Here is a 19,837-nt window from a genome sequence, read left to right on the forward strand (position 1 = left end):
ACTTTCATCACACCGAACTCTTGCGACTCCAAGGCGGTAGTAACAACAAATGTAAAGCCGTCCTGAAAGGACGGGGTTTCAAACCCATTTTTCTGATGACTAGACTAGAGCAATTATTTAACTGGAGAAATTATCTCCAACAAGCGGCTGTGGCGATCGCGATCGTCCTGATCGCATCCCAGATAGCGGTATTGCCGGCATTGGCGACGGGCGTTTACGAAATACCAGTGTTGTCGGCGGGCGATCGAACTTGGGTGTGGGACAAAGGCGACGTACTCAGCCGGAGTACCGAAAGCAACGTCAGCAGCGTGCTCGACACCCTGGAACAGAAAACAGGAAAACAAGTCAGGTTTGTCACTATCCACCGCCTAGACTACGGCGAAACGGCTGCGACTTTCACCGACCAACTGTTTGAACAGTGGTTTCCCGCAAAAGAAGACCAGGATAACCAAATTTTACTCGTTCTCGACACTGTTACCAACAGCGCGGCAATTCGCACCGGCGAAGGGGTAAAGTCACTGCTAAGCGATGAAATTGCCCAGAGTGTAGCTGGGGAAACTGTGCAAGTGCCGCTGCGAGAAGGTAATAAATACAACGAGGCATTTTCCGAAGCTAGTTCCCGGATTGCGACTGTGATGTCCGGCGAACCAGATCCGGGCGCGCCTAAAGTTGTTGATAACATTCAAGTTGAAGGCACGTTTAAAAAAGCTGAAGAAACAGACCAAGGTAATGCCACAGTTGTTGTGGTTGTGCTGTTGGTGTTGGCGACAGTGATTCCGATGGTGACTTATTTCTGGTACCAAGGTTTTTCTTGAACAGTTGACAGTTGACAGTTGACAGTTGACAGTTGACGCTGGGACTAATCTTGAACGTATTCTCGATCGCTCAACAAAGCAAGTTCTGCCCGCACAAATTCCCGTCCCAGATAAGCCGCGTGATCGAACATTGTCACCGGGCTGGGGCGGGTTTCTTCTAGGATTTTGACGCAAAGTTCTTTGGCGGTTCTGCCGCTAAAAAGCGTGCACTGAGTGCGTTCTACTTTGCCGCGGGCGGGGATGGGTTTGCCGGTTTCGGGATCGACGGCGAGGCCGCGATCGTCGATAATGTTGGTGAAGTGTTTGGCGCAAATTAGGCTGGTTTCGCGATCGATGTAAATGATGAAGTAGCCGCCCGGATCGAGGTCGATGTGGCGTTTGGACAGCTTGTCGTCGATGGCGGTGAGGTTTTCCAAGGTTTGACTCATGGTTGGTGAAAGGAAGTAGATAATGGCTGTATTTGGTTCTGCTATTTCTAGTTTAGTGGGCTGCGGGACAAGTTTGGGAGTTTTTTGGGCGATCGACATTCTACCCGATATCTGCATACACGGCAATTCCCTGTGGGATGTCGGTTTTTGTTTAGATTAGTTTTTTGAACCACAGAGAGCGCAGAGAGCGCAGAGTGGAAGAAGAGAGAGGAACAAAATCTGTTATTATTAGATTTAGTAATGTTTTACGTTAAATTATAGATGAAATTTATAGACTTATTTTCAGGCATAGGAGGTTTCAGACAAGGTTTTGAAAAAATGGGCTTTGAATGTGTTTTTTCCTGCGAAATTAACAGCAAATGCCGGGAAGTGTACGCAGATAATTTCGGAGAATTGCCTTTTCCAGACATCAGTAACATCAATCCAGCCGAGTTGGCAGACTTTGATGTTTTAGTAGCTGGGTTTCCGTGCCAACCTTTTAGCATCTGCGGCAAAAAGCTGGGTTTTGAAGATACTAGAGGGACGCTGTTTTTCGAGATTTGTAAAATTATTAAAGTAAAGCAACCTCAAGTAGTTGTTCTGGAAAATGTCAAGCATTTAATCCATCACGACAAGGGAAACACCTTAAAAGTAATTATTGCCAGTCTTGAAGATTTGGGATACAGCGTAAATCATCAAATTCTAAATGCTAAAGACTTTGGCATTCCTCAACATCGCGAACGAATATTCATTATTGCAACTAAGGGTAAAGAATTCAATTTTTTTCGACTTAAAACCAAGTTTCCGCCAAAACTCAGGGAATTTCTAGACGAGACAGGAGATTTTGAAATATTGGACAAATCCGAGTATACTTTAATTGAATATCCGAGAAAGCAGGATTCGGGATTGTTATTTGTAGGCTATAGGAATAAAGGTACTTGGAAAACTGGCGTCAGGCCGAATACAGAACATTTATCGAGAGTTCACAGACAGCCGAATCGCATTTATTCGGTGGATGGCGTGCATCCGACAATTCCTTCGCAAGAAACATCGGGCAGGTTTTTTATCTATTTTCGCGATCGAGATTTGGTGCGAAAGCTGACGCTGAAGGAATGCTACCGTCTGATGGGTTTTCCTGAAGATTTTAAGAGTTATCCGAGTGCGGGGGAAAGTTACAAGCAAATTGGAAATTCGGTTTGCGTGCCGGTGGTGGAGGCGATCGCGAAAGAAATACTCGACGGTTGAAACCGCCGAGTATTATCAGGGGTTTTTAACCCGGATTTAATCTGAAAACTTGCTCAGCTATGTTTGCGAAGGTGTCCATACAATTCTCGATCGCTCTGCTAACAAATCAGCTAATCTTTCAGCCCTGTCTCGGTCATCTTTCACCTGAGGTAAACCGACAATCAGAGCGTGGGATGCTGAATCAGGTACTGCATCTAAACCTAATTCACGAATTTGTCCTACTTGCAGACTAGCAACTCCGAAACAATTGTTGAACTTTGCTGCACATTGTTCGGGTGAACAAACACTGGCAATTGTTACCGATAAACCAGGCTCATTGGGTCGAAGTAAATAAGCGAAAAGTAAAACTATATCGCTGGTTTCATCAATCCATTGTCTCCGAAGTAAAGCTCTATAGACAATAGCACTGTCAGCTAAAGAATCGAATTCATAGTTTGTAGTCATAAGTATTTAGTCATAAAAATGTCATTCGCAGAACAAATTGGATAAATTTTATCCACGAACAATAATTATTATAGCACTTCATTACATATTTAAGACTGCATCTGAGTGACTCCTCTAAAATTTATCAGTCATACCTGGTTAAACCACTCTAGCCAATGAACTAACGTTGACGCGGAAATGAGATCTTCCGATTTATATTCCTGATTCTTCTGATGATAAATGTAAGCTTTCCCCTCGGCATTAGATGGGCAGAATAACCTGACTCTACAATCAGTATTTAGATTTTGCCAAGCCAGTCTAATACTACCTTGGTCATCTGTACCAATCGAGCATTTAGGAAAACTGTTCCCCATACTATCATAGGCTTCAGCAATTAATTTCATCGCTGTCCTGAAAGCATATTCAGTTGGTCTTAAAATTCCGTACTCATCCTCTTCTTCTAAATCTAAAAGTTCTAGCAGACCTTCAACAGTGATGCGAAAATTCGATAAACCGCTATTGCTGCTGGCATCAGTAATCTGTTCGTTAGCTACTGTCATAAGATTAAATTCCTTTTAGTCGATCGCCAATTCGATCCTAACACAGTTTAATGCTCGGGAATTTGCAGTAAGAACTTTTGTTGCTAGTTCATAATAAATTAGGACTGAAGTCCTTACTACAAACCTGTAAGAAAGGACTAAAGTCCTGAGTCCGAACCTTTATCAGGCGGGAACTTGGATTCTTTCACTCCCCGAAAGCTCAAACGCGGCGTGAATTGCTTTCAAAGCTGTGACACCCTGCGCCTCATCCACAACGCAGCTAATCTTAATCTCAGAAGTCGCAATCATTTGAATGTTGATTTTGTGCTGCGAAAGCGCTTCAAACATCTTTGCCGCTACTCCCGGATGCGCTACCATCCCGGAACCAACTACGCTAACTTTGGCGATTTCTGTATCGACTGCGACTTCGCCCCAGCCGAATTCAACTGCTGATTTTTCTAGGACTTCTTTAGCTGCGGCGGCGTCTATTTGTGCTACGGTAAATGCTATGTCGCGTGTTAAGATGCCGTCGATATTGTGGCAGCGTTGCGATTGAATGATTGTATCTACGCTGATATTTTCTTCGGCTAACAGTCCGAACAGTTTTGCTGCTACTCCGGGGCGATCGGGTAATTGGCGAATTGCCAGACGCGCTTGATTGAGATCCAACGCTACAGCCCTGACTGCGGGCGGTTTGTTCGATGAGGAATGCAGCCCGACAGGGGAGTTGGCGACATCAAATGCTTTGCAGAGTTCGGCAACTGCCCGATCGCAATCCGTAGCATCGATCGTACAACTAACTTTGACCTCGGAAGTGGAAATCATCTGAATGTTAATTCCCGCATCCGCCAAAGTCTTAAACATCTCGGCTGCTACCCTCGGCCGCCCGATCATTCCCGCACCCGCAATGCTAACTTTAGCTATGGGTCGTTCCTCTGCTTTCACTTCGGGTTCCCCCAATTCTGGGCGAGAATTCTTACCCAAGGCGGGGACAATTGCATCTGCAACCGCGACAGCTTGATTCAGCGAATTTCGCCTGACTGTAAAGGCGATATCGTTCGTATTTCCTTCGTGAATTGATTGGATAATTAAGTCTACATCGAGATTTTGCTGCGCGATCGCACCAAACAACCGCGCTGCTACTCCCGGGCGATCGGGCAAACGCAACAGCGACACCCCCGCCTGATCCAAGTCAAATTCCACCGCATCGACCGCTTTTGCGAGCTCCAAGCCCTCCAAAGGCCGGGGTTGGGGGGGAGGCGACACCACCCGCGTACCGGGGGCGTCACTCCAGCTAGAAAGCACGATCAGCGGCACGCCGTAATTTTTGGCAATCTCTACCGCGCGCGGATGCAGGACTTTTGCACCCAAACTCGCCAATTCCAGCATTTCGTCGCAGGTGATCTCATCCATCAATTGCGCGTCGGCTACCAAGCGCGGATCTGTAGTTAGAATTCCGGGCACGTCGGTATAAATTTCGCATCTGTCGGCCCGCAGCGCTGCGGCGAGGGCTACTGCTGTGGTATCGGAACCGCCGCGCCCCAAGGTGGTGATTTCCAATTCTCCGGCGTCGGCGATGCCTTGAAAACCGGCAACGACGACAACTTTTCCGCTATTTAACTGGGTTTCCATGCGCGCCGGATCGATTCGCAAAATCCGGGCGCGGGTGTGGGCGGCTTCGGTGACGATGCCGACTTGGGCGCCGGTGAGGGAAATTGCGGGCTGTCCCATTTCCTGCAATGCCATACTCAAAAGTGCGATCGATACTTGTTCCCCAGTGGAAAGCAACATATCCATTTCCCGTTTGTTGGGATTTGGGGAAATTTCCTTAGCGAGTTTCACTAAACCGTCGGTGGTTTTCCCCATTGCTGAAAGTACGACGACGAGGGAGTTTCCAAGCTGTACTGTTTTGACTACTCGTCGGGCTACTTCTAAAATGCGATCGACTGTACCAACCGATGTTCCACCATATTTCTGAACAATTAGTGCCATAGGACTTACACAAAAGTGATGCAATACTTTACTAATCAATTAATATACGCAAATTCTGGATTAGAACCGATGTCAATCTTGTTTTTGGGGCTGGTAGCTGCCAATCAAGAAACCGGGTTTTTGGCGAGATTGAGGGTTTGAATCGAATACTTGGGCGAAAAAACCCGGTTTCTCGTCACCGCTGCTTCAACAGTTGACAGTTGACAGTTGACAGTTGACAGTTGACAGTTTGAGAGCGACCTCTACCCTTAAGTCCGAGGATTGGAGTAATGAATAGTCTGATTTTAACAATTCTTTCTGGTAGGTTCAAAGAAACCGGGTTTTTGGGAGATTGAGGATTTTTTGCGAATATTTTGGCGGAAAAACCCGGTTTCTGGCTACCTATTAGCTGCCTTCTAACTCTCGCAAACGCGCTTCTAAAGCTTGAATTCGCAACTCAGCTTCTATGCGCCTTTGTCGTTCTTGTTCTGCTGCTAATTCGGCTTGTTCTGCCCGTTCATCAGCGGCCAGCAGCAAATTCCCCTCAGCATCCCACCAGCGCAGCCAAGGCAGTTCTACGCCCTGATAAACTCCTTGCCAAATGCCCAATTCCAATCCCATTGGCTCGATTTGGTAATGTCCGCGCTGATTTTCTGACATTAACTCAAATCTATCTTCTACCAAATGATAGCATTCTATTTTGGCTTTTTTGACTTCATAAATTCCGTAAAAAGCAGGTCTAATAATCCGTTCGTAAATCCAGAATTTCCCCTTTTTGGGAGTTTTATCTCTTTCTTCGCTGCCATCTCCCGAAACAAATTCTAGTATAATTAACGGCGGCATTAATTCTTTCCACATCACATAGGAACGCCGCATATTTCCGTCGAGAGTTGGCGGCACGTCGGGCACGTAAAACCAATCTGGTGCTTCGGCTCCTTTTTCGGGCGGTTCCGGGGGTTGCGCTACTCGCCAGTAAATACCTGAATCTTGACCGATGCAGTATTGTCCGTCGGGATGAACTTGGTCTAGAATAGGTCTAATTGATGTTGTTAAGAGGATGCTTTGAGGGTGTTCTTGAAAGTTTTTCACAAAAGTACCGTCGGAGTCTGGTAATTGAGTGTGGTCTGGAAAGTCTGTTGCTAAAAATTCGGGTTTTTCGGTGACATTCATCTTGACCTCTTGAATGTTTAAAGATTATACTTCACACTGGGAACGGAATATGAGTCAGTACAAGTTAATTATTTTCGACTTTGACGGCACTTTGGCAATTACTCATAAAGCCATTATATCTTGCATTACTAAAACTTTTGAAAGTTTTGGTAATACACCGCCTGAGGCAGATATAATTCAAGGGACGATCGGCATTAATTTACCAAATACTTTTAAAATGCTTCATCCGGCGATCGAGGAAAGCGCAATTCCCGAATGGGTTGAAACTTACCGCTCTTATTATCGGACTGAAGGTGAAAAGCAGCTCGATTTATTTCCTGGTACCAAGCAAATTTTGCAGTTGGCGAGCAAGTCGGGATTGAGCTTGATAGTTTTCAGCAACAAACACCTGAGTTTTGTAAATCTGTTCCTGGAAAAGTTGAGAATTAACGGTTTTTTTGATTTGATTTTAGGTGATGACGGACAAATTATTCAAAAACCCAATCCAAGTGTTTTTCACTCGATAATTAAACCGCTGTTCCCGGATTTGGATAACAGTCAAGTGTTAATGGTTGGCGATACAGCGGTTGATTTGCTGTTTGCTAAAAATGCTGGGATAGATGTTTGTTGGGCGGCTTACGGATATGGCGATCGCGCTGAGTGTCTGGCCCTAGCACCGACTTTTGCGATCGATGATATTTCCGAACTGGCTGCGATCGTTCAAAATTAATCTTGACTCGGTTTTTTTTCAGAATAGTTTGGATCGTTTAACAACTAAAAAAGATTTGATTAAAAACATTTCACTAGAGCTAGAGTTTCTATTTTGGCTCTAGAGGTAAAACTTTATTGCCGGCAGCAGTAAGCCGACTAAACGCTGTTAATTAATATTAGTTTTAAAAATGAATGCAACTGTAGGTAAACTCCCAACTGCGAGATTCATCAGCAAGTCCCAATCTAAAGTCTAAAATCTCAAATGGTATAAACTATACCAGAGATAGAGAAGGCGCGACAACAACTATTATAAGTTAACGGGTAAGAGTCGTTTGAATGCAAAAATTACAAGGTAGAAGGCAAGAAAAACCCGGCACACTGATTTATTGTTGGTATAATTTAATGCATAAATTTTGGAGGATGATTTTCTAACTTCGACATATAGTGGATCTAGCTCTCATATTCGCGGACGTTGTTGGGAAGAGGGCCCTCTTAATTTAAGGGTTATATAAGCTGTCAGTCATACCTCATCTTTTTGAGAAAGGCTATATAAGAAAATAGGAAATTTTTGTTAAAATTGCAGGGTATGCTGCCGATCGCGATCGATAATAAACTCAATCTATAAAAACTTATGCAGATCGATATAAGTATTCCTTTTGACAATCTATCGCCGAATCGTACCGGCCCCAATGCACCGAATTTAATAGAAGAAGTATGGAGGCTGTACGATCGCGCCCTGGCAGCTACCAGCAACGGCATCGCGATCGCGGACGCTACACTTCCGGACAACCCAATCGTCTACTGCAACCCAGCCTTCGAGAAGATTACAGGCTACGATCGCAGCGAAATCATCGGACACAACTGCCGTTTCCTGCAAGGCCCGGATACCGATCGCGCAGCCGTCGATCGCATCCGCGCAGCCCTGCGAGAACAACACGACTGCAAAGTAGTTCTGAAAAACTACCGCAAAGACGGCACGCCCTTCTGGAATGAACTCACCATCTCACCGGTGCGCGATAGCAGCGGCACCGTTACCCACTTCATCGGCGTCCAAGCTGAGATCACCGATCGCATTCAAGCAGAAGAAGCCCTCAAACAAGCCGAGGCAAAATACCGCAGCATCTTTGAAAACGCCACCGAAGGCATATTTCAAATCGCCCCAGACGGGCGCTACCTCAGCGCCAACCCGGCACTCGCCCGCATCTACGGCTACGATTCTCCGTCAGAACTGATCGCAAAATGTTCGGCAACAAACATTTATGTCGATCGCACCCGCCGCGCCCAATTCGTCGCTACTATTACCAAAAAAGGCTCCCTGAAAGAGTTTGAGTCCTGCATACTCCGCCGGGACGGCAGCACTACCTGGATCTCGGAAAACGTGCGCGAAGTTGAGGGCGAAAACGGCGAACTCCTTTACTACGAGGGAACCGTCGCCGAAATCGCCGATCGCAAGCGCGCTGAAGCAGCCCTGGGCGATCGAGAATATTGGCTGAAAACCGCGATCGATGCCGTACCCGACGCAGTCAACCTCACAGACAGCGAGGGGCGCTGGCTGATTGCTAACGACTGCGCCCTCCAACTTTTGGGCCTCGATACCTCAGACTACCAGGGCAAAACTACCGCCGAACTTGCTGCTACTGCCGATCCGAGAGTCAGAGAAATCCTGCTAACTTGGCAAGAAACCGAGGAAACTACCTGGGAAGCCGGTACTCTGACTTGCACCCGCCAAGTTGTCTCCTTACCTACAGGCGGCAGCAATTGGTTTGAAGTGCGGAAAGTGCCGCTGTTTAACCCCGACGGTTCCCGCAAAGGCATGGCAGTGGCGGGGCGGGACATCACTCAGGAAGTCGAAGCAGAGGCAGCTTTACGGGACAGCGAACAGCGGTTTCGGGCAATTTTTGAACGCGCTGCGATCGGCATGACAGTGGCTACCCTCGAAGGCGTGGCGATCGCGACTAATCCGGCATTTCAAGCTATGCTGGGGCGATCGGAAGCCGAACTGCGCGGCGCCGGCATCGACGACTGGGCACACCCGGAAGACGCACAGTCCGATCGCCACTTGCGCCAACAGTTGGTCTCAGGATCGCGCGAAGCTTACCAAATCGAGAAGCGCTACCTCCGCCTAGACGGCAGCATCAGGTGGGGACGCCTCAGCGCCTCTGTCATCCACAGCAGTCACGAAACGCCACAGTTTATTTTGGAAATGGTAGAGGATATTACCGATCGCAAACTTGCCGAATCAGCTTTACTGCAAAATGAAGCTAAGTGGCGATCGCTAATTCTCAACAGTTCCGACATCATTACCATTCTCGACGGCTGCGGTCGCATTGTTTACGAAAGCCCTTCTGTAGAAACAGTCTTGGACTACGAACCAGAGGAACTCATCGGTCAAATTGCCCTCGATTTCATTCACCCTGACGACCTGCCCTCGGCGATTTCCGACGGCGAAAAACTGCTCGCAAATCCCGGCGATCCGATCGCCCTCAAAGGTCGGTTCCGGCGCCCTGACGGTTCTTGGTGTTTTCTCGAAGGAGTCGGCATCAACTTGCTAGCAGACCCCGCTGTGAACGGAATTGCGATCAACTCTCGCGACATGACGGCGCGCAGACAAGCAGAGTACCGCCTCAGCAAAATCAACGAGTGCTTTTTGGGATTCACCACCGACGCGGGCTTGAACATTCAGCGCCTGACATCCTTAGCCGGCGAGCTTTTGGGGGGAAGCAGCGCCATCTACAGCCACGTCGGTGGCGGGCTGCTGCGCGCGATCGCGACTTGGCAAGCGCCGCCCGATTACCCAGAGGTCGATCGCGCCGAAGGCCATGTCTGCACCGATGTCTGCCACCAAGCCAGCGATCGGGCTGTGGCGATTCCTGACTTACAGAACACTATTTACGGCGAAATCGATCCCGCTGTCATCCGCTACCAACTCAAAAGCTATCTGGGACAAGCAGTCAGGCTGGGTGAGAATTACGTGGGTGCCGTGTGCGTAGTCTACACCGAGTCGATCGCACCCACAGAAGCCGACTGCAAGCTGATCGGAATTATCGCTGGGGCGATCGGAGTTGAGGAAGAACGGGCTGCTGCTGCCGATCGCGATCGACAAAAATCCCAGGAATTGCAAACAGCTTTGCGCGAATTGCAACAAACTCAAATGCAATTAGTCCAAACCGAAAAAATGTCTTCCCTCGGGCAAGTGCTAGCAGGAATTGCCCACGAAATTAACAACCCAGTTGGCTTTGTCGCCGGCAATCTCTGCCACGTCCGCGGCTACGTTCTCGACTTGCTAGACATCGTGCAGATGTATCGAGAAGAATTGCCGAATCCCCCAGCCAAAATTCAGAAACAAGCTGAAGATATAGACTTAGAATTTTTAGCAGAAGACCTGCCCAAATTGCTAAATTCGATGCACACAGGATGCGATCGAATTGTAGAAATCATTCAAACTCTCCGCAATTTTTCCCGGGCAGACGAAGCTAAATTCAAGCCTGCCGACCTTCACGAAGGTTTAGAAAGTACCTTGTTAATGTTGAACAGCAGGCTAAAAGCCAAGGCACACTGGCAGGGAATTGAAGTAATTAAAGAATACGGAGAACTGCCAAAAATACCATGTCATCCCGGACAGCTCAATCAGGTATTTATGAATATCTTGGCAAATGCAATCGACGCTTTAGAAGAAAGCAGCAGCCCAGCCACAAATACCCCCAATTCAAGTTTTCCAGCAATCACAATCAAAACTGAAATGATTGATAACAATAGAATTTATATTCGCATCTCAGACAACGGCCCGGGAATTCCCCAAGATAATATCGTGCGTTTATTTGACCCATTTTTTACCACAAAGCCCGTAGGTAAAGGCACCGGTTTGGGTTTGTCAATTTCGCATCAAATTGTGGTTGAAAAACACAAAGGTAAATTGCAGTGCCTCTCGGAACCTGGGAAAGGCACTGAATTTATCATCGAACTTCCAATTCAATAAGAAATGAGAATTAAATAACTTATAATCTTTATTGTTCTTGTGGGATGGGCGTCCCCCCCGTCCTTTGTGTACGGGCGGGACGCCCATCCCACTTTCAAGAGTGTAAATTATTTAATATGCGATCCTAAGCTCGTTTCTTCCACCTTGTACCATATTCGATCTAATACCAAGAAAAAAAAATCGTTGTTTTCTCACATATTTTCGTGCTTGGCGTCGCTCGATTTTCGCTCTTTTTTTGGTACGATATTTCTGCGACGCAACCTACAGATACTAATCATATCATGTCCGGTCGATTACCATAACAAAAATGGTTTGTAGTGCGGACTTCAGTCCGCAGCATTTTACGGACTGAAGTCCGCACTACAAACCTTTCGTAGTCCGGTTAATCCAGCGGACACCATATCAGTGATTCCCAAATCTAAAATCTCAAATCCTATGACTTCTGTCGCCTCTTGTTGTATACTAAGGAGATCAGAGGTGTCAGTCTGGCTGCTAGTTTCGGCACTGTACCGACTTCAGTAGCTTTTTCAGACTGAGGAAAGTTTGTAATTTCTAACTCATTTGGGGGCAATTTACGAATTGCCCCCTTACTTTTGGGGCTGTTGCTGCGATCGCCCGCGTGCTGTATCTTGTCATAAAGCTCGATCGACAATTCAATCAATCCGCCAGCCCTTCTCCCCGATAGCTGCGACACTTCCACCTCAACCCCCATCAGCCTTTCGTCTGACAGACTCCCTCGCTAGCGCAACTTCTGGACTTGAGTTATCCTGAACCTAATCCATTGTGGCAGCTTGACGCCCCCTGTCGCACCACAAACCAACAAAAGATCACAAAAACTAAGATAATTTTATTCTTGTAATTAAGTCTTGTAATTAAGGAATTACCAGAAACAATTGGTTGAAAGCCCGCCCGCCCGATCGGGAGAAATTAAAATCAGACTATTCATTAGTCCAATCCTCGGACTTCCTTTGTCAAGTGTCCTCAATCGGTCAACTATCAACTGTCAACTGTCAACTGTCAACTGTCAACTGTCAACTGTCAACTGAACAATTCCCAATTATCAAAATGAAATTCTTATTAGTGACAGATTTAGACAACACATTAGTCGGAGATGACGAAGCAACTCAACTTTTAAACCAGCACTTGCGATCAAAGCGATCGCAAATTTGTTTAGTTTACGCTACCGGGCGTTCCCATGCTTCAACCTGCGAGTTAATTTCCCAAAAGCAACTGCTAGCCCCCGACTATACGATCGCAGGTGTAGGCAGCGAGATTTACCAAAATGCCACCCTCGATTTAGATTGGGCGGAATATATTTCTCAAAACTGGGATAAAATTGCGATCGCCTCTTTAGCTCAACAGTTTAAGCAGCTTAAACCCCAATCCCTAACAGAACAAAATCCTTGGAAAATCAGTTATTGTCTGGAACCAGAAGCAGACAACAGCTCGATTCTCCAGGAATTGCAGCAAAAATTAACCGCATCGGGACTAGCCGCTCAAATCATTTTTAGCAGCAATCGCGATCTAGATATCTTACCAAAAACTAGCAATAAAGGCAATGCCCTAACTTATTTACAACAGCGCCTCCAAATTCCATCGGACGCAACATTAGTTTGCGGCGATTCTGGCAATGATATTAGTATGTTTGAACAGGATGTTCGGGGAATAATCGTTGCTAATGCTATGTCAGAACTCTTAGCATGGCATCGCGAATATGGTACTGAAAATCATTATTTAGCTGGCTCTGCTTGCGCTGGGGGAATCATGGAAGGAATGACTTATTTTTGGGAATTTTGATGGTATAAAAGGCCATTAAAGGTTCGTAGTGAGGACTTTAGTCCTCATAAGATCAGAGGACTGAAGTCCTCACTACAAACACGGAGATTGCGATACCATCAGCTTGTACTCGCTTGTCGCACCGCACATGGAACAAAATACTTTACCAGTAGAAGTGATTCTCTCTCACTCCCGCCAATCCCTAGGGAACATTCGGCTGGATTGGACGCCACAACCGGGGAACTATCTGGATTTAGAGGGAAAAACCTACGCTGTCTTGGAACGCCACCACCGCTATCAACTCAAATCCGGGCGCTACCAACTGCAAAAAATTGCCTTGTACGTGCAGTCTGCCGCACTGCCGACGGAAAGAACATTTGTCAGCGGCATCTGGGTTATCGGAGTTGCTAGCTGCCACTTTAACGCTCGATCGGAAATTCTGCGCTGTGCTGTCAACCCCAATGGCCCCTGCGAGGGCTGCCGCGATTACCAAAAGTGTTGAATGCAAGCTCTGCGTACAGACAATTTTAGCTCGATCGGGCGATCGAGAGTGCCGAGGATCTCGGCATCTCCCTCAATTACCGAAAACTATCTAAACCAACTACCAACTCTAGAATCGAATTTAACTTCTTCCCGAACGCGATAATCTACCTTCTGATAGCTGTGCAGTAAGTCGCGAATGCCAGTATGAATCAAATTTTCTATCTGTAGCAACTGTTCTGAAGAACAGCGAACCTGAACTTTTTGGTTCGCTGACTCGCCGGAGTCGATCGCAGTATATTTATTAGGAACTCTGCTCAGCACGTAAGCAATTAAATCCTGCCGCAAGCCCGAGTGTGAAAAAACCTGTTGGTGGGGATGGTTGGGATAAGACCCCAAGATAATTTCTACTTCCTCTGTGACTACGCCCAAGGTGATATTGACAAGATTTTTCTGCATTTTCCCAATTTCCCAAATACTACTGAACTTAGATATTTGTTGCCCCCGATCCAGTTCGTCTCATTTCTCCGGAACTTTAGCGCGCTAATACCGCATATTTTGCTTCCGGAATAACCCGATCGAACTCAGAACTTACCTCTTCTATAACCCGCAGCACGTAGCAGGGAATATTGTCCGATAAAATAGCACTTGCCACCGCGCCTGTATGAATTTCTAATACTGCTGTTGCCGCAGCTTCAAACATCATTCGCTGCCCCGGAAACATCACTCTTTCAAAGTACCAATTAGGAATGTTTCCAATCCGCAAAACCTGAATTTGGTTAGTAGCATTGGCGTAATAGCACAAGATTTGGTTGTTACCTTGAGAAGATAGCTGATATGACATTTGAGAAATCTCCACACTCTTTAAAAAACTTACTCAGACTTCGCTTTGCCTATTCGTCGCAATTGCGAGTTTGGCTGTTGACAAAATGACCTACTTATTTTCTCGACGTTATTCGACAGCACGAATCACATCCTCAGTTATTAATTTATTTTTGATTGATTTTTCCTGCCAACACTTAGAATACTTGCACCGAAACCAGTTTTTTCCGGTTGAAAAACCCAGTTTGGTTGGTATGCAGTGCCTAACCCCTGATTGATTCAGGTTGGTTGTGTTGTCGCACTCCTCAATCAAAAGTACCGTCACTCACCAAACTCTCCTGACAACAGGTTTGTTTTTTGGCAGCCGGATGCTACTGAGAGTGCGACCTTCACTTGAAGAACCTGGGATAAACATTATCTAAAAAATATGAGGAAATTATGAAGATCGTCATTGTTTTAAATCAATATATTTTGCTCAAAGCATGGATTATAACACTTAGGCAGAAACCGGGTTTTTCCCTACCAACTTCGCTGTATTAGGGAGTATGGCTTAAACCATTTGGTCGATCGAGCAACAATCTGTAATTTATACAACAGTAATCTAAGTATAAATACGCATAAAGCCGATCGACTTTATGGGCAACAAAAGACCCCGACTCCCTGAGGTTATCTCTGGAACTTCTAGGGAATCAGGGTTTGAAGTAACCAATCACCGATCGATCTCAAAGCTAAATCAAAAAAATGAGGAAATTCTGAAAACAGCCCGAAAACTTCGACTTTCCGGGACGGAGAAAGTCGGTTCACCAAGATAATTGCGAGATTTTAGCAAGAGGCTGAGAACCATAAACCGGATTTCCGATCGCCATCCGGCTTAAATTCCCCGTTAGATCAAATCCGGTAGCATCGGAATTAATATTACCCACAGAAAGGACACGGCAGTGCCGTGTCCCTACAATAAATGCTTGCGATGGTTATATTTCTCGATCGCGCGATGGCAAGAGAGCAAGAGAGCCCGTGCTACGATTATTTTGCGGCGCAAGAAACGGCATTGCCGTGTCCTCCTTTGCTGAGAGTTAACAGTCAACTTTCCCCAGCTTAAAGCAACGTTTCCCAACCCAAAATTCCCGCAACTTGCTGCGCCAAACTCAAAGGATCGAAAGGCTTGGCAATCACCCCTGCTACCCCCAAATCAGCAAACTCGTTCAAATCCATCGCCTGCACCTTAGCCGTCAGAAAAATCACCGGAATCTCTCGAGTAGTCGCATTTTTTTGCAGCAAACCAAACAAAGTAACTCCGTCCATATCGGGCATCATTACATCGAGTAGAATAGCATCAGGGACTTGAGTTTCAGCTAAAACCAATCCTTTGCTGGCCTCGGGCGAAATCAGCACCCTCCAGCCACCTAAATGTTCTAGACAAGCCTGAATCACGCTACAGAGGTTTTGTTCGTCATCGATTACCAGAATCTGCTTTGCTGACATAATTAAAACCCTTATTTTAAATTAATCATCGTAAACTGAAAGAAAACTTATATCAATTCCGGCTGCGCTCATACATGATAGAGGAAAGGAGACGGCTTAGCCTTAGTCCCTACCCCAGATTAATTGTAGGGACTAAGGCCAAGCCGTCTCCTCATTTCGGCTAATAATTCCGATGCGATTTGATATTAGTAGGGTGGGCAATGCACACCGATACGCAGTGCCCACCCTATATAGAGTGCGTGCGTTCAAGACTGAAAATAATCTCAAAACTTCTCCCCTTCGCCTTCGGGCGGTGCAGGCACTGTGAAATAGAAACTCGTGCCTTCAGAGACAACACTTTCGGCCCAAATTCTGCCTCCGTGCTGCTGCACGATGCTGCGACAGATAGCCAAACCCAAACCCGTACCTCCTTTTTGGCGGGAGTCAGAACCATCGACCTGTTGAAACCGTCCAAAAATAGTTTCTAGTTTATCAGCAGGAATCCCCCTCCCTCGATCTTTGACTTCAAATAAAACCCGTGAAGCGTAGCTATCCCGTAGGGAATCGACCAAATCTTCAACCCTGACAGTTACTGTACACCCCGGAGCCGAAAATTTAATCGCATTGCTCAACAAATTTACCAGCAGTTGCACAATCCTGTCCGGGTCAGCCCAAATTTGTGCCGTTGCGGGCAAAATCGACAAATTAATCTTATTTTCAGCAGCCACAGACATCACAGCTTCCGCAGACTTCCGCATCAAAACCTGCACATCGCACCACTGCTTAACAATGGTAACTTGGCTCGAATCGAGTCGCTCTAAATCGAGAATATCGTTGACCAAACGCACTAACCGTTCGGTATCGCTTGACGCAATTTCTAACATCTGTTTGGCAGTTTCCGGTCGATCTTTGAGCACCCCAGCCGCCAGCAAACCTAAAGAACCGCGAATTGAGGTCAGCGGCGTTCGCAGTTCGTGGCTCACAATGGAAATAAACTCATTTTTCATTTTTTCAATTGCTCGACTTTCTGTGATATCTGTGACTGTGCCGACGTAACCAATTAGTTGACCTCCATCGGCAAAAATCGGAGCTGCTTTTGCCCGACCAAACCGGATTGTTCCATCTGGCTGGATGTGGCGGAATTCGCAGGAAAGTTCTTCACCAGGCGATCGCAATTCCGACCACTTAGACTGAATTAGTTTGATATCTTCGGGGTGAACAAATCGCATCCAGCCGTCTCCTAAAGCTTCTGCGGCTGTGAAGCCACCAATTGCTTGACAGCGCGGATTTGTATAGGTACATTTCCCCTCAGCATCTATTTTGAAGATGCCGACAGGAGAACTCTCGCTCAGAGAACGAAATAAAGCTTCGCTTTCCCGCAGTTCTGTTTGAGAAATTTCTAGTTCTCTGGTGCGCTGCAAAACTCGCATTTCTAAGAGTTCGTTGAGCTGTTGGAGGGCGGCTTCAGCTTGTTTGCGATCGCTAATGTCGCGCTGCACTGCCACCCAATGGGTAAACCAACCAGTTTCATCTGCGATCGGCACAATGCTCAATTCTACCCAAAATTCCGTCCCGTCTTTGCGGTAATTGATCAAGTCAACCCGCACCGGCTGCCAGGTTTTCAAAGCTCTCCGAATGCGATCGAGACTTGCCCTATTTGTTTTTTCTCCTTGCAAGATGCGCGGCGTTTTGCCCACAACTTCTTCTAGCGTATAGCCGCTCATCCGCGTGAAAGCTGGGTTGACATACAGAATTCGTGGGCCCGGTTCGTCAATCGGTTCAGCTTCGGTAATTAACACCGCGTCGTTAGTCGTGGTGATGACTGATTCCAACAAACGCAACTGTAATTCTTTAGCTTTGCGATCGGTAATTTCTGTAACTGTGCCCACCATCCGCACAGCTTCGCCCGTTTCGGTGTAAAAAAACTTACCTTTCCCTTCCATCCAGTGAATGCTGCCATCGGGCCAAACCACGCGGTGTTCGTGACAGAAATCCGATCGCTCGGCGAGGGCCTGATTCCTAGCATTCTCCAAAGCTTTTAAATCTTCCGGGTGAACGCAAGCTGCAAAACTTTGATCTGTTCCGCCAAAAGTTCCAGGCGCCAATCCAAACAACTCTTCATGTTCCCTCGACCAAACCATGCGATTTTTCTGTATGTCCCAGTCCCAAAATCCAATTTTGGTAGCCGACAAAGCTAAGTTGAGCTGCTGGTTAATTTTCCGCAACTCAATGCTAGCAATAGCAACTCGCAGTTCTCGGGCAATTTCGATTTCGCAAGGCAGCCAAGGCAAAGATTTTGACCTCACAGTTTCTTGCCACAACTCAAAGGAAGTGCGAGGAGACATCAATGGGGTGCCATCCGGTTTAAATTCAATTGGCCAGTCGGGTTTGCCTGCCCAGTTGACAGTTTGAATTGCTTCGGGACGGAACCACAAAATGTAATAATTTTGCATCTCGGATATGGCAAGCACCAGCAAACCGCTAGCAATTTTCTTGAATTTCTCCGATGGCGGATACAGTTTTGAGAGAGAATCTGTATAAAAAACATCATTATTTATTTGAGGTTTTATCCAAGCTATTAAGTTTCTGATTTCTCCCAATTCTGGGGTTGTGCCAATGGCTGTTAGATTTTCATTGGCACAGACAACTCCACCGATAGCGCCCACTAATGCCAGCAATTCATCTCGGGATTTAAGTAAACCTTCTACAAAGCAGTGTGATTGAGAAATTTCAGCGATGAATTTATGGCAAATTTCTTTTAAATTAATTGCATAGTCCCGGTCTTCGCTATCTTGTTTGTAGCTGAGTTCTAGATTTACAAACTTTGCTACCAGTTCGCAAGCCGTTCTGGTTTCGTAGTTGATATACTTTGGTGTTCGGTGGTGACAGGCGATCAATCCCCAGAGTTTTCGATCTTTGATTAATGTCACGGTCATGCTAGCGCCAATGTTCATATTCTTGAGATATTGAACGTGGCAAGGCGAAACTGTTCTCAACAAAGATAAGCCCATATCCAGGGGGCGACCGGTCAGCGGATTGCACTCAGGAATTAGTTCTACAGCCTGATAGTGAATATCGGGAATAAATCGAATTAAATTCATGGTGAACTGCTTTCTAGCCTGCGGGGGAATATCCGCAGCCGGATAGTGCATTCCCAATAAAGGAGCCAAATTTTCTGCTTTATCTTCGGCGACGACTTTTCCCGCACCTGTGGCATCAAATTGATAGACGATCGCCCGATCGAACCCAATCATCCTCCGCACCTCTTCTACCACTGTCTGACACAGCAATTGCAGGTTTGGCGTGTTGTGGATTTTGTCGATCGGCTTTTGGACTAAATGATAAGAATTGAAATAATTGCTCGCTTTTGGGGAAACAACCTGCTCTAGTTCAAAAATTAATACCGAACTTAATTGATACAGCGTCCCATGAAAAAAAGACTTGCGGTTTTGAATTTTGAATGATAAGCTGATATCGTTAGTTTGATTGCTGTTTTCACATAAAGCTTTTTGAATCGCCTTAATTTCCTCAGTCTCGACAAATCCATGTAAAAACTTGCCCAAAAGTTCTTGCGGGTAAATGCCGATCGCCTTAAAAGTATTATTGCTAACTTGCAAAATCTTCAACACAGTAGATTCCACCACCAACAGGATGCCGTGAGGTTGAATCGAAGCCGGAGCGTAAATTAATTCGCAGTCGGTGTCATCGCGATCGCCTTTCTCTGACGTTAATACCATTGCTTTCATTTGATTGTGAACATTGATCTAAATCAGCCTGTATTGTTAAATGACCGGGCTCTCCATCCCTCGACGCCATCGCGTCCGAATCCTAGAATTTAATAATCCCAAGTTTTGGCGAAAGCTTACCGGCGTTTCGGACGCCCGCTGCATCATTAGGTGTCAACAATCGCCTAACAACTTTTGTATCTATCGTTTACCGTTGAGGCCAGATCCCCCTCTTGCGGTCAACTGTCAACTGTCAACTGTCAACTGTCAAACGATTTTGGATTTTGGATTTTGGATTTTCGATTGGGGATTGAAGATTTTTGATTGTCAACTGTCA

General features: G+C 46.2%; 16 protein-coding genes. 6 read left to right on the forward strand and 10 right to left on the reverse strand.

Annotated elements, in window-relative coordinates:
* The first annotated feature begins 95 nt into the window (after nucleotides 1–95).
* Nucleotides 96–815 (forward strand): TPM domain-containing protein, encoded by a 720-nt coding sequence (locus tag JGK11_RS07895; protein ID WP_293211190.1) that lies wholly within the window; start codon nucleotides 96–98, stop codon nucleotides 813–815.
* A 44-nt stretch (nucleotides 816–859) separates the two neighbouring features.
* Here JGK11_RS07895 and JGK11_RS07900 read toward each other — a convergent pair whose 3' ends face one another.
* Nucleotides 860–1,243 carry a DUF4346 domain-containing protein gene (locus JGK11_RS07900; protein ID WP_293211192.1) on the reverse strand — a complete coding sequence of 128 codons (384 nt, stop codon included), beginning with the start codon at nucleotides 1,241–1,243 and terminating at the stop codon, nucleotides 860–862.
* A gap of 261 nt (nucleotides 1,244–1,504) precedes the next feature.
* Between JGK11_RS07900 and dcm the strand changes: the two genes are divergently transcribed.
* The gene (gene dcm, locus JGK11_RS07905) at nucleotides 1,505–2,467 is read left to right on the forward strand and encodes a DNA (cytosine-5-)-methyltransferase (protein WP_293175595.1); all 963 of its coding nucleotides are present in this window, start codon (nucleotides 1,505–1,507) and stop codon (nucleotides 2,465–2,467) included.
* 57 nt (nucleotides 2,468–2,524) lie between these two features.
* On the opposite strand, the gene JGK11_RS07910 is transcribed toward dcm, so the two are convergent.
* The 4 genes from JGK11_RS07910 to JGK11_RS07925 form a co-directional block, all read right to left on the reverse strand.
* Nucleotides 2,525–2,911, reverse strand: coding sequence for a hypothetical protein (locus JGK11_RS07910; RefSeq protein ID WP_293198941.1), 387 nt, complete (start codon nucleotides 2,909–2,911; stop codon nucleotides 2,525–2,527).
* A 128-nt stretch (nucleotides 2,912–3,039) separates the two neighbouring features.
* Entirely contained in the window at nucleotides 3,040–3,450 is a 411-nt protein-coding gene (locus JGK11_RS07915) for a hypothetical protein (protein ID WP_293189802.1), read from the reverse strand.
* 162 nt (nucleotides 3,451–3,612) lie between these two features.
* Nucleotides 3,613–5,421: an aspartate kinase gene (locus tag JGK11_RS07920; RefSeq protein WP_293211182.1), complete on the reverse strand. Its 1,809-nt coding sequence runs from the start codon at nucleotides 5,419–5,421 to the stop codon at nucleotides 3,613–3,615.
* A 384-nt stretch (nucleotides 5,422–5,805) separates the two neighbouring features.
* Complete coding sequence (locus tag JGK11_RS07925) at nucleotides 5,806–6,570, reverse strand: Uma2 family endonuclease (RefSeq protein ID WP_293189804.1); 765 nt, start codon at nucleotides 6,568–6,570, stop codon at nucleotides 5,806–5,808.
* Nucleotides 6,571–6,619: 49 nt separating this feature from the next.
* Here JGK11_RS07925 and JGK11_RS07930 point away from each other — a divergent pair, with 49 nt between their 5' ends.
* Together JGK11_RS07930 and JGK11_RS07935 are read left to right on the forward strand one after the other, a co-directional pair.
* Nucleotides 6,620–7,279 carry an HAD family hydrolase gene (locus JGK11_RS07930; RefSeq protein ID WP_293198942.1) on the forward strand — a complete coding sequence of 220 codons (660 nt, stop codon included), beginning with the start codon at nucleotides 6,620–6,622 and terminating at the stop codon, nucleotides 7,277–7,279.
* A 612-nt stretch (nucleotides 7,280–7,891) separates the two neighbouring features.
* The gene (locus JGK11_RS07935) at nucleotides 7,892–11,236 is read left to right on the forward strand and encodes a PAS domain S-box protein (protein ID WP_293211184.1); all 3,345 of its coding nucleotides are present in this window, start codon (nucleotides 7,892–7,894) and stop codon (nucleotides 11,234–11,236) included.
* Nucleotides 11,237–11,669: 433 nt separating this feature from the next.
* Here the strand turns inward: JGK11_RS07935 and JGK11_RS07940 are convergent, their stop codons facing one another.
* Nucleotides 11,670–11,948 (reverse strand): hypothetical protein, encoded by a 279-nt coding sequence (locus tag JGK11_RS07940; RefSeq protein ID WP_293175580.1) that lies wholly within the window; start codon nucleotides 11,946–11,948, stop codon nucleotides 11,670–11,672.
* A gap of 353 nt (nucleotides 11,949–12,301) precedes the next feature.
* Here JGK11_RS07940 and JGK11_RS07945 point away from each other — a divergent pair, with 353 nt between their 5' ends.
* Both JGK11_RS07945 and JGK11_RS07950 read left to right on the forward strand, forming a co-directional pair.
* Complete coding sequence (locus JGK11_RS07945) at nucleotides 12,302–13,033, forward strand: sucrose-phosphate phosphatase (RefSeq protein ID WP_293204477.1); 732 nt, start codon at nucleotides 12,302–12,304, stop codon at nucleotides 13,031–13,033.
* 127 nt (nucleotides 13,034–13,160) lie between these two features.
* A complete protein-coding gene (locus tag JGK11_RS07950; protein WP_293175576.1) occupies nucleotides 13,161–13,514 on the forward strand; it encodes a DUF6464 family protein in 354 nt (117 codons plus the stop codon).
* 86 nt (nucleotides 13,515–13,600) lie between these two features.
* Here the strand turns inward: JGK11_RS07950 and JGK11_RS07955 are convergent, their stop codons facing one another.
* From JGK11_RS07955 to JGK11_RS07970, 4 genes are all read right to left on the reverse strand, one after another.
* Nucleotides 13,601–13,951: a hypothetical protein gene (locus JGK11_RS07955; RefSeq protein WP_293175574.1), complete on the reverse strand. Its 351-nt coding sequence runs from the start codon at nucleotides 13,949–13,951 to the stop codon at nucleotides 13,601–13,603.
* Nucleotides 13,952–14,027: 76 nt separating this feature from the next.
* Nucleotides 14,028–14,336 (reverse strand): DUF1830 domain-containing protein, encoded by a 309-nt coding sequence (locus tag JGK11_RS07960; RefSeq protein ID WP_293175572.1) that lies wholly within the window; start codon nucleotides 14,334–14,336, stop codon nucleotides 14,028–14,030.
* Nucleotides 14,337–15,409: 1,073 nt separating this feature from the next.
* Nucleotides 15,410–15,796, reverse strand: a complete 387-nt coding sequence (locus tag JGK11_RS07965; protein WP_293154432.1) for a response regulator — start codon at nucleotides 15,794–15,796, stop codon at nucleotides 15,410–15,412.
* A gap of 263 nt (nucleotides 15,797–16,059) precedes the next feature.
* Nucleotides 16,060–19,512 (reverse strand): PAS domain S-box protein, encoded by a 3,453-nt coding sequence (locus JGK11_RS07970; protein ID WP_293211186.1) that lies wholly within the window; start codon nucleotides 19,510–19,512, stop codon nucleotides 16,060–16,062.
* Nucleotides 19,513–19,837: the final 325 nt, after the last annotated feature.

The organism is Microcoleus sp. PH2017_34_RAT_O_A (assembly GCF_020737885.1).
Classification (GTDB): domain Bacteria; phylum Cyanobacteriota; class Cyanobacteriia; order Cyanobacteriales; family Microcoleaceae; genus Microcoleus.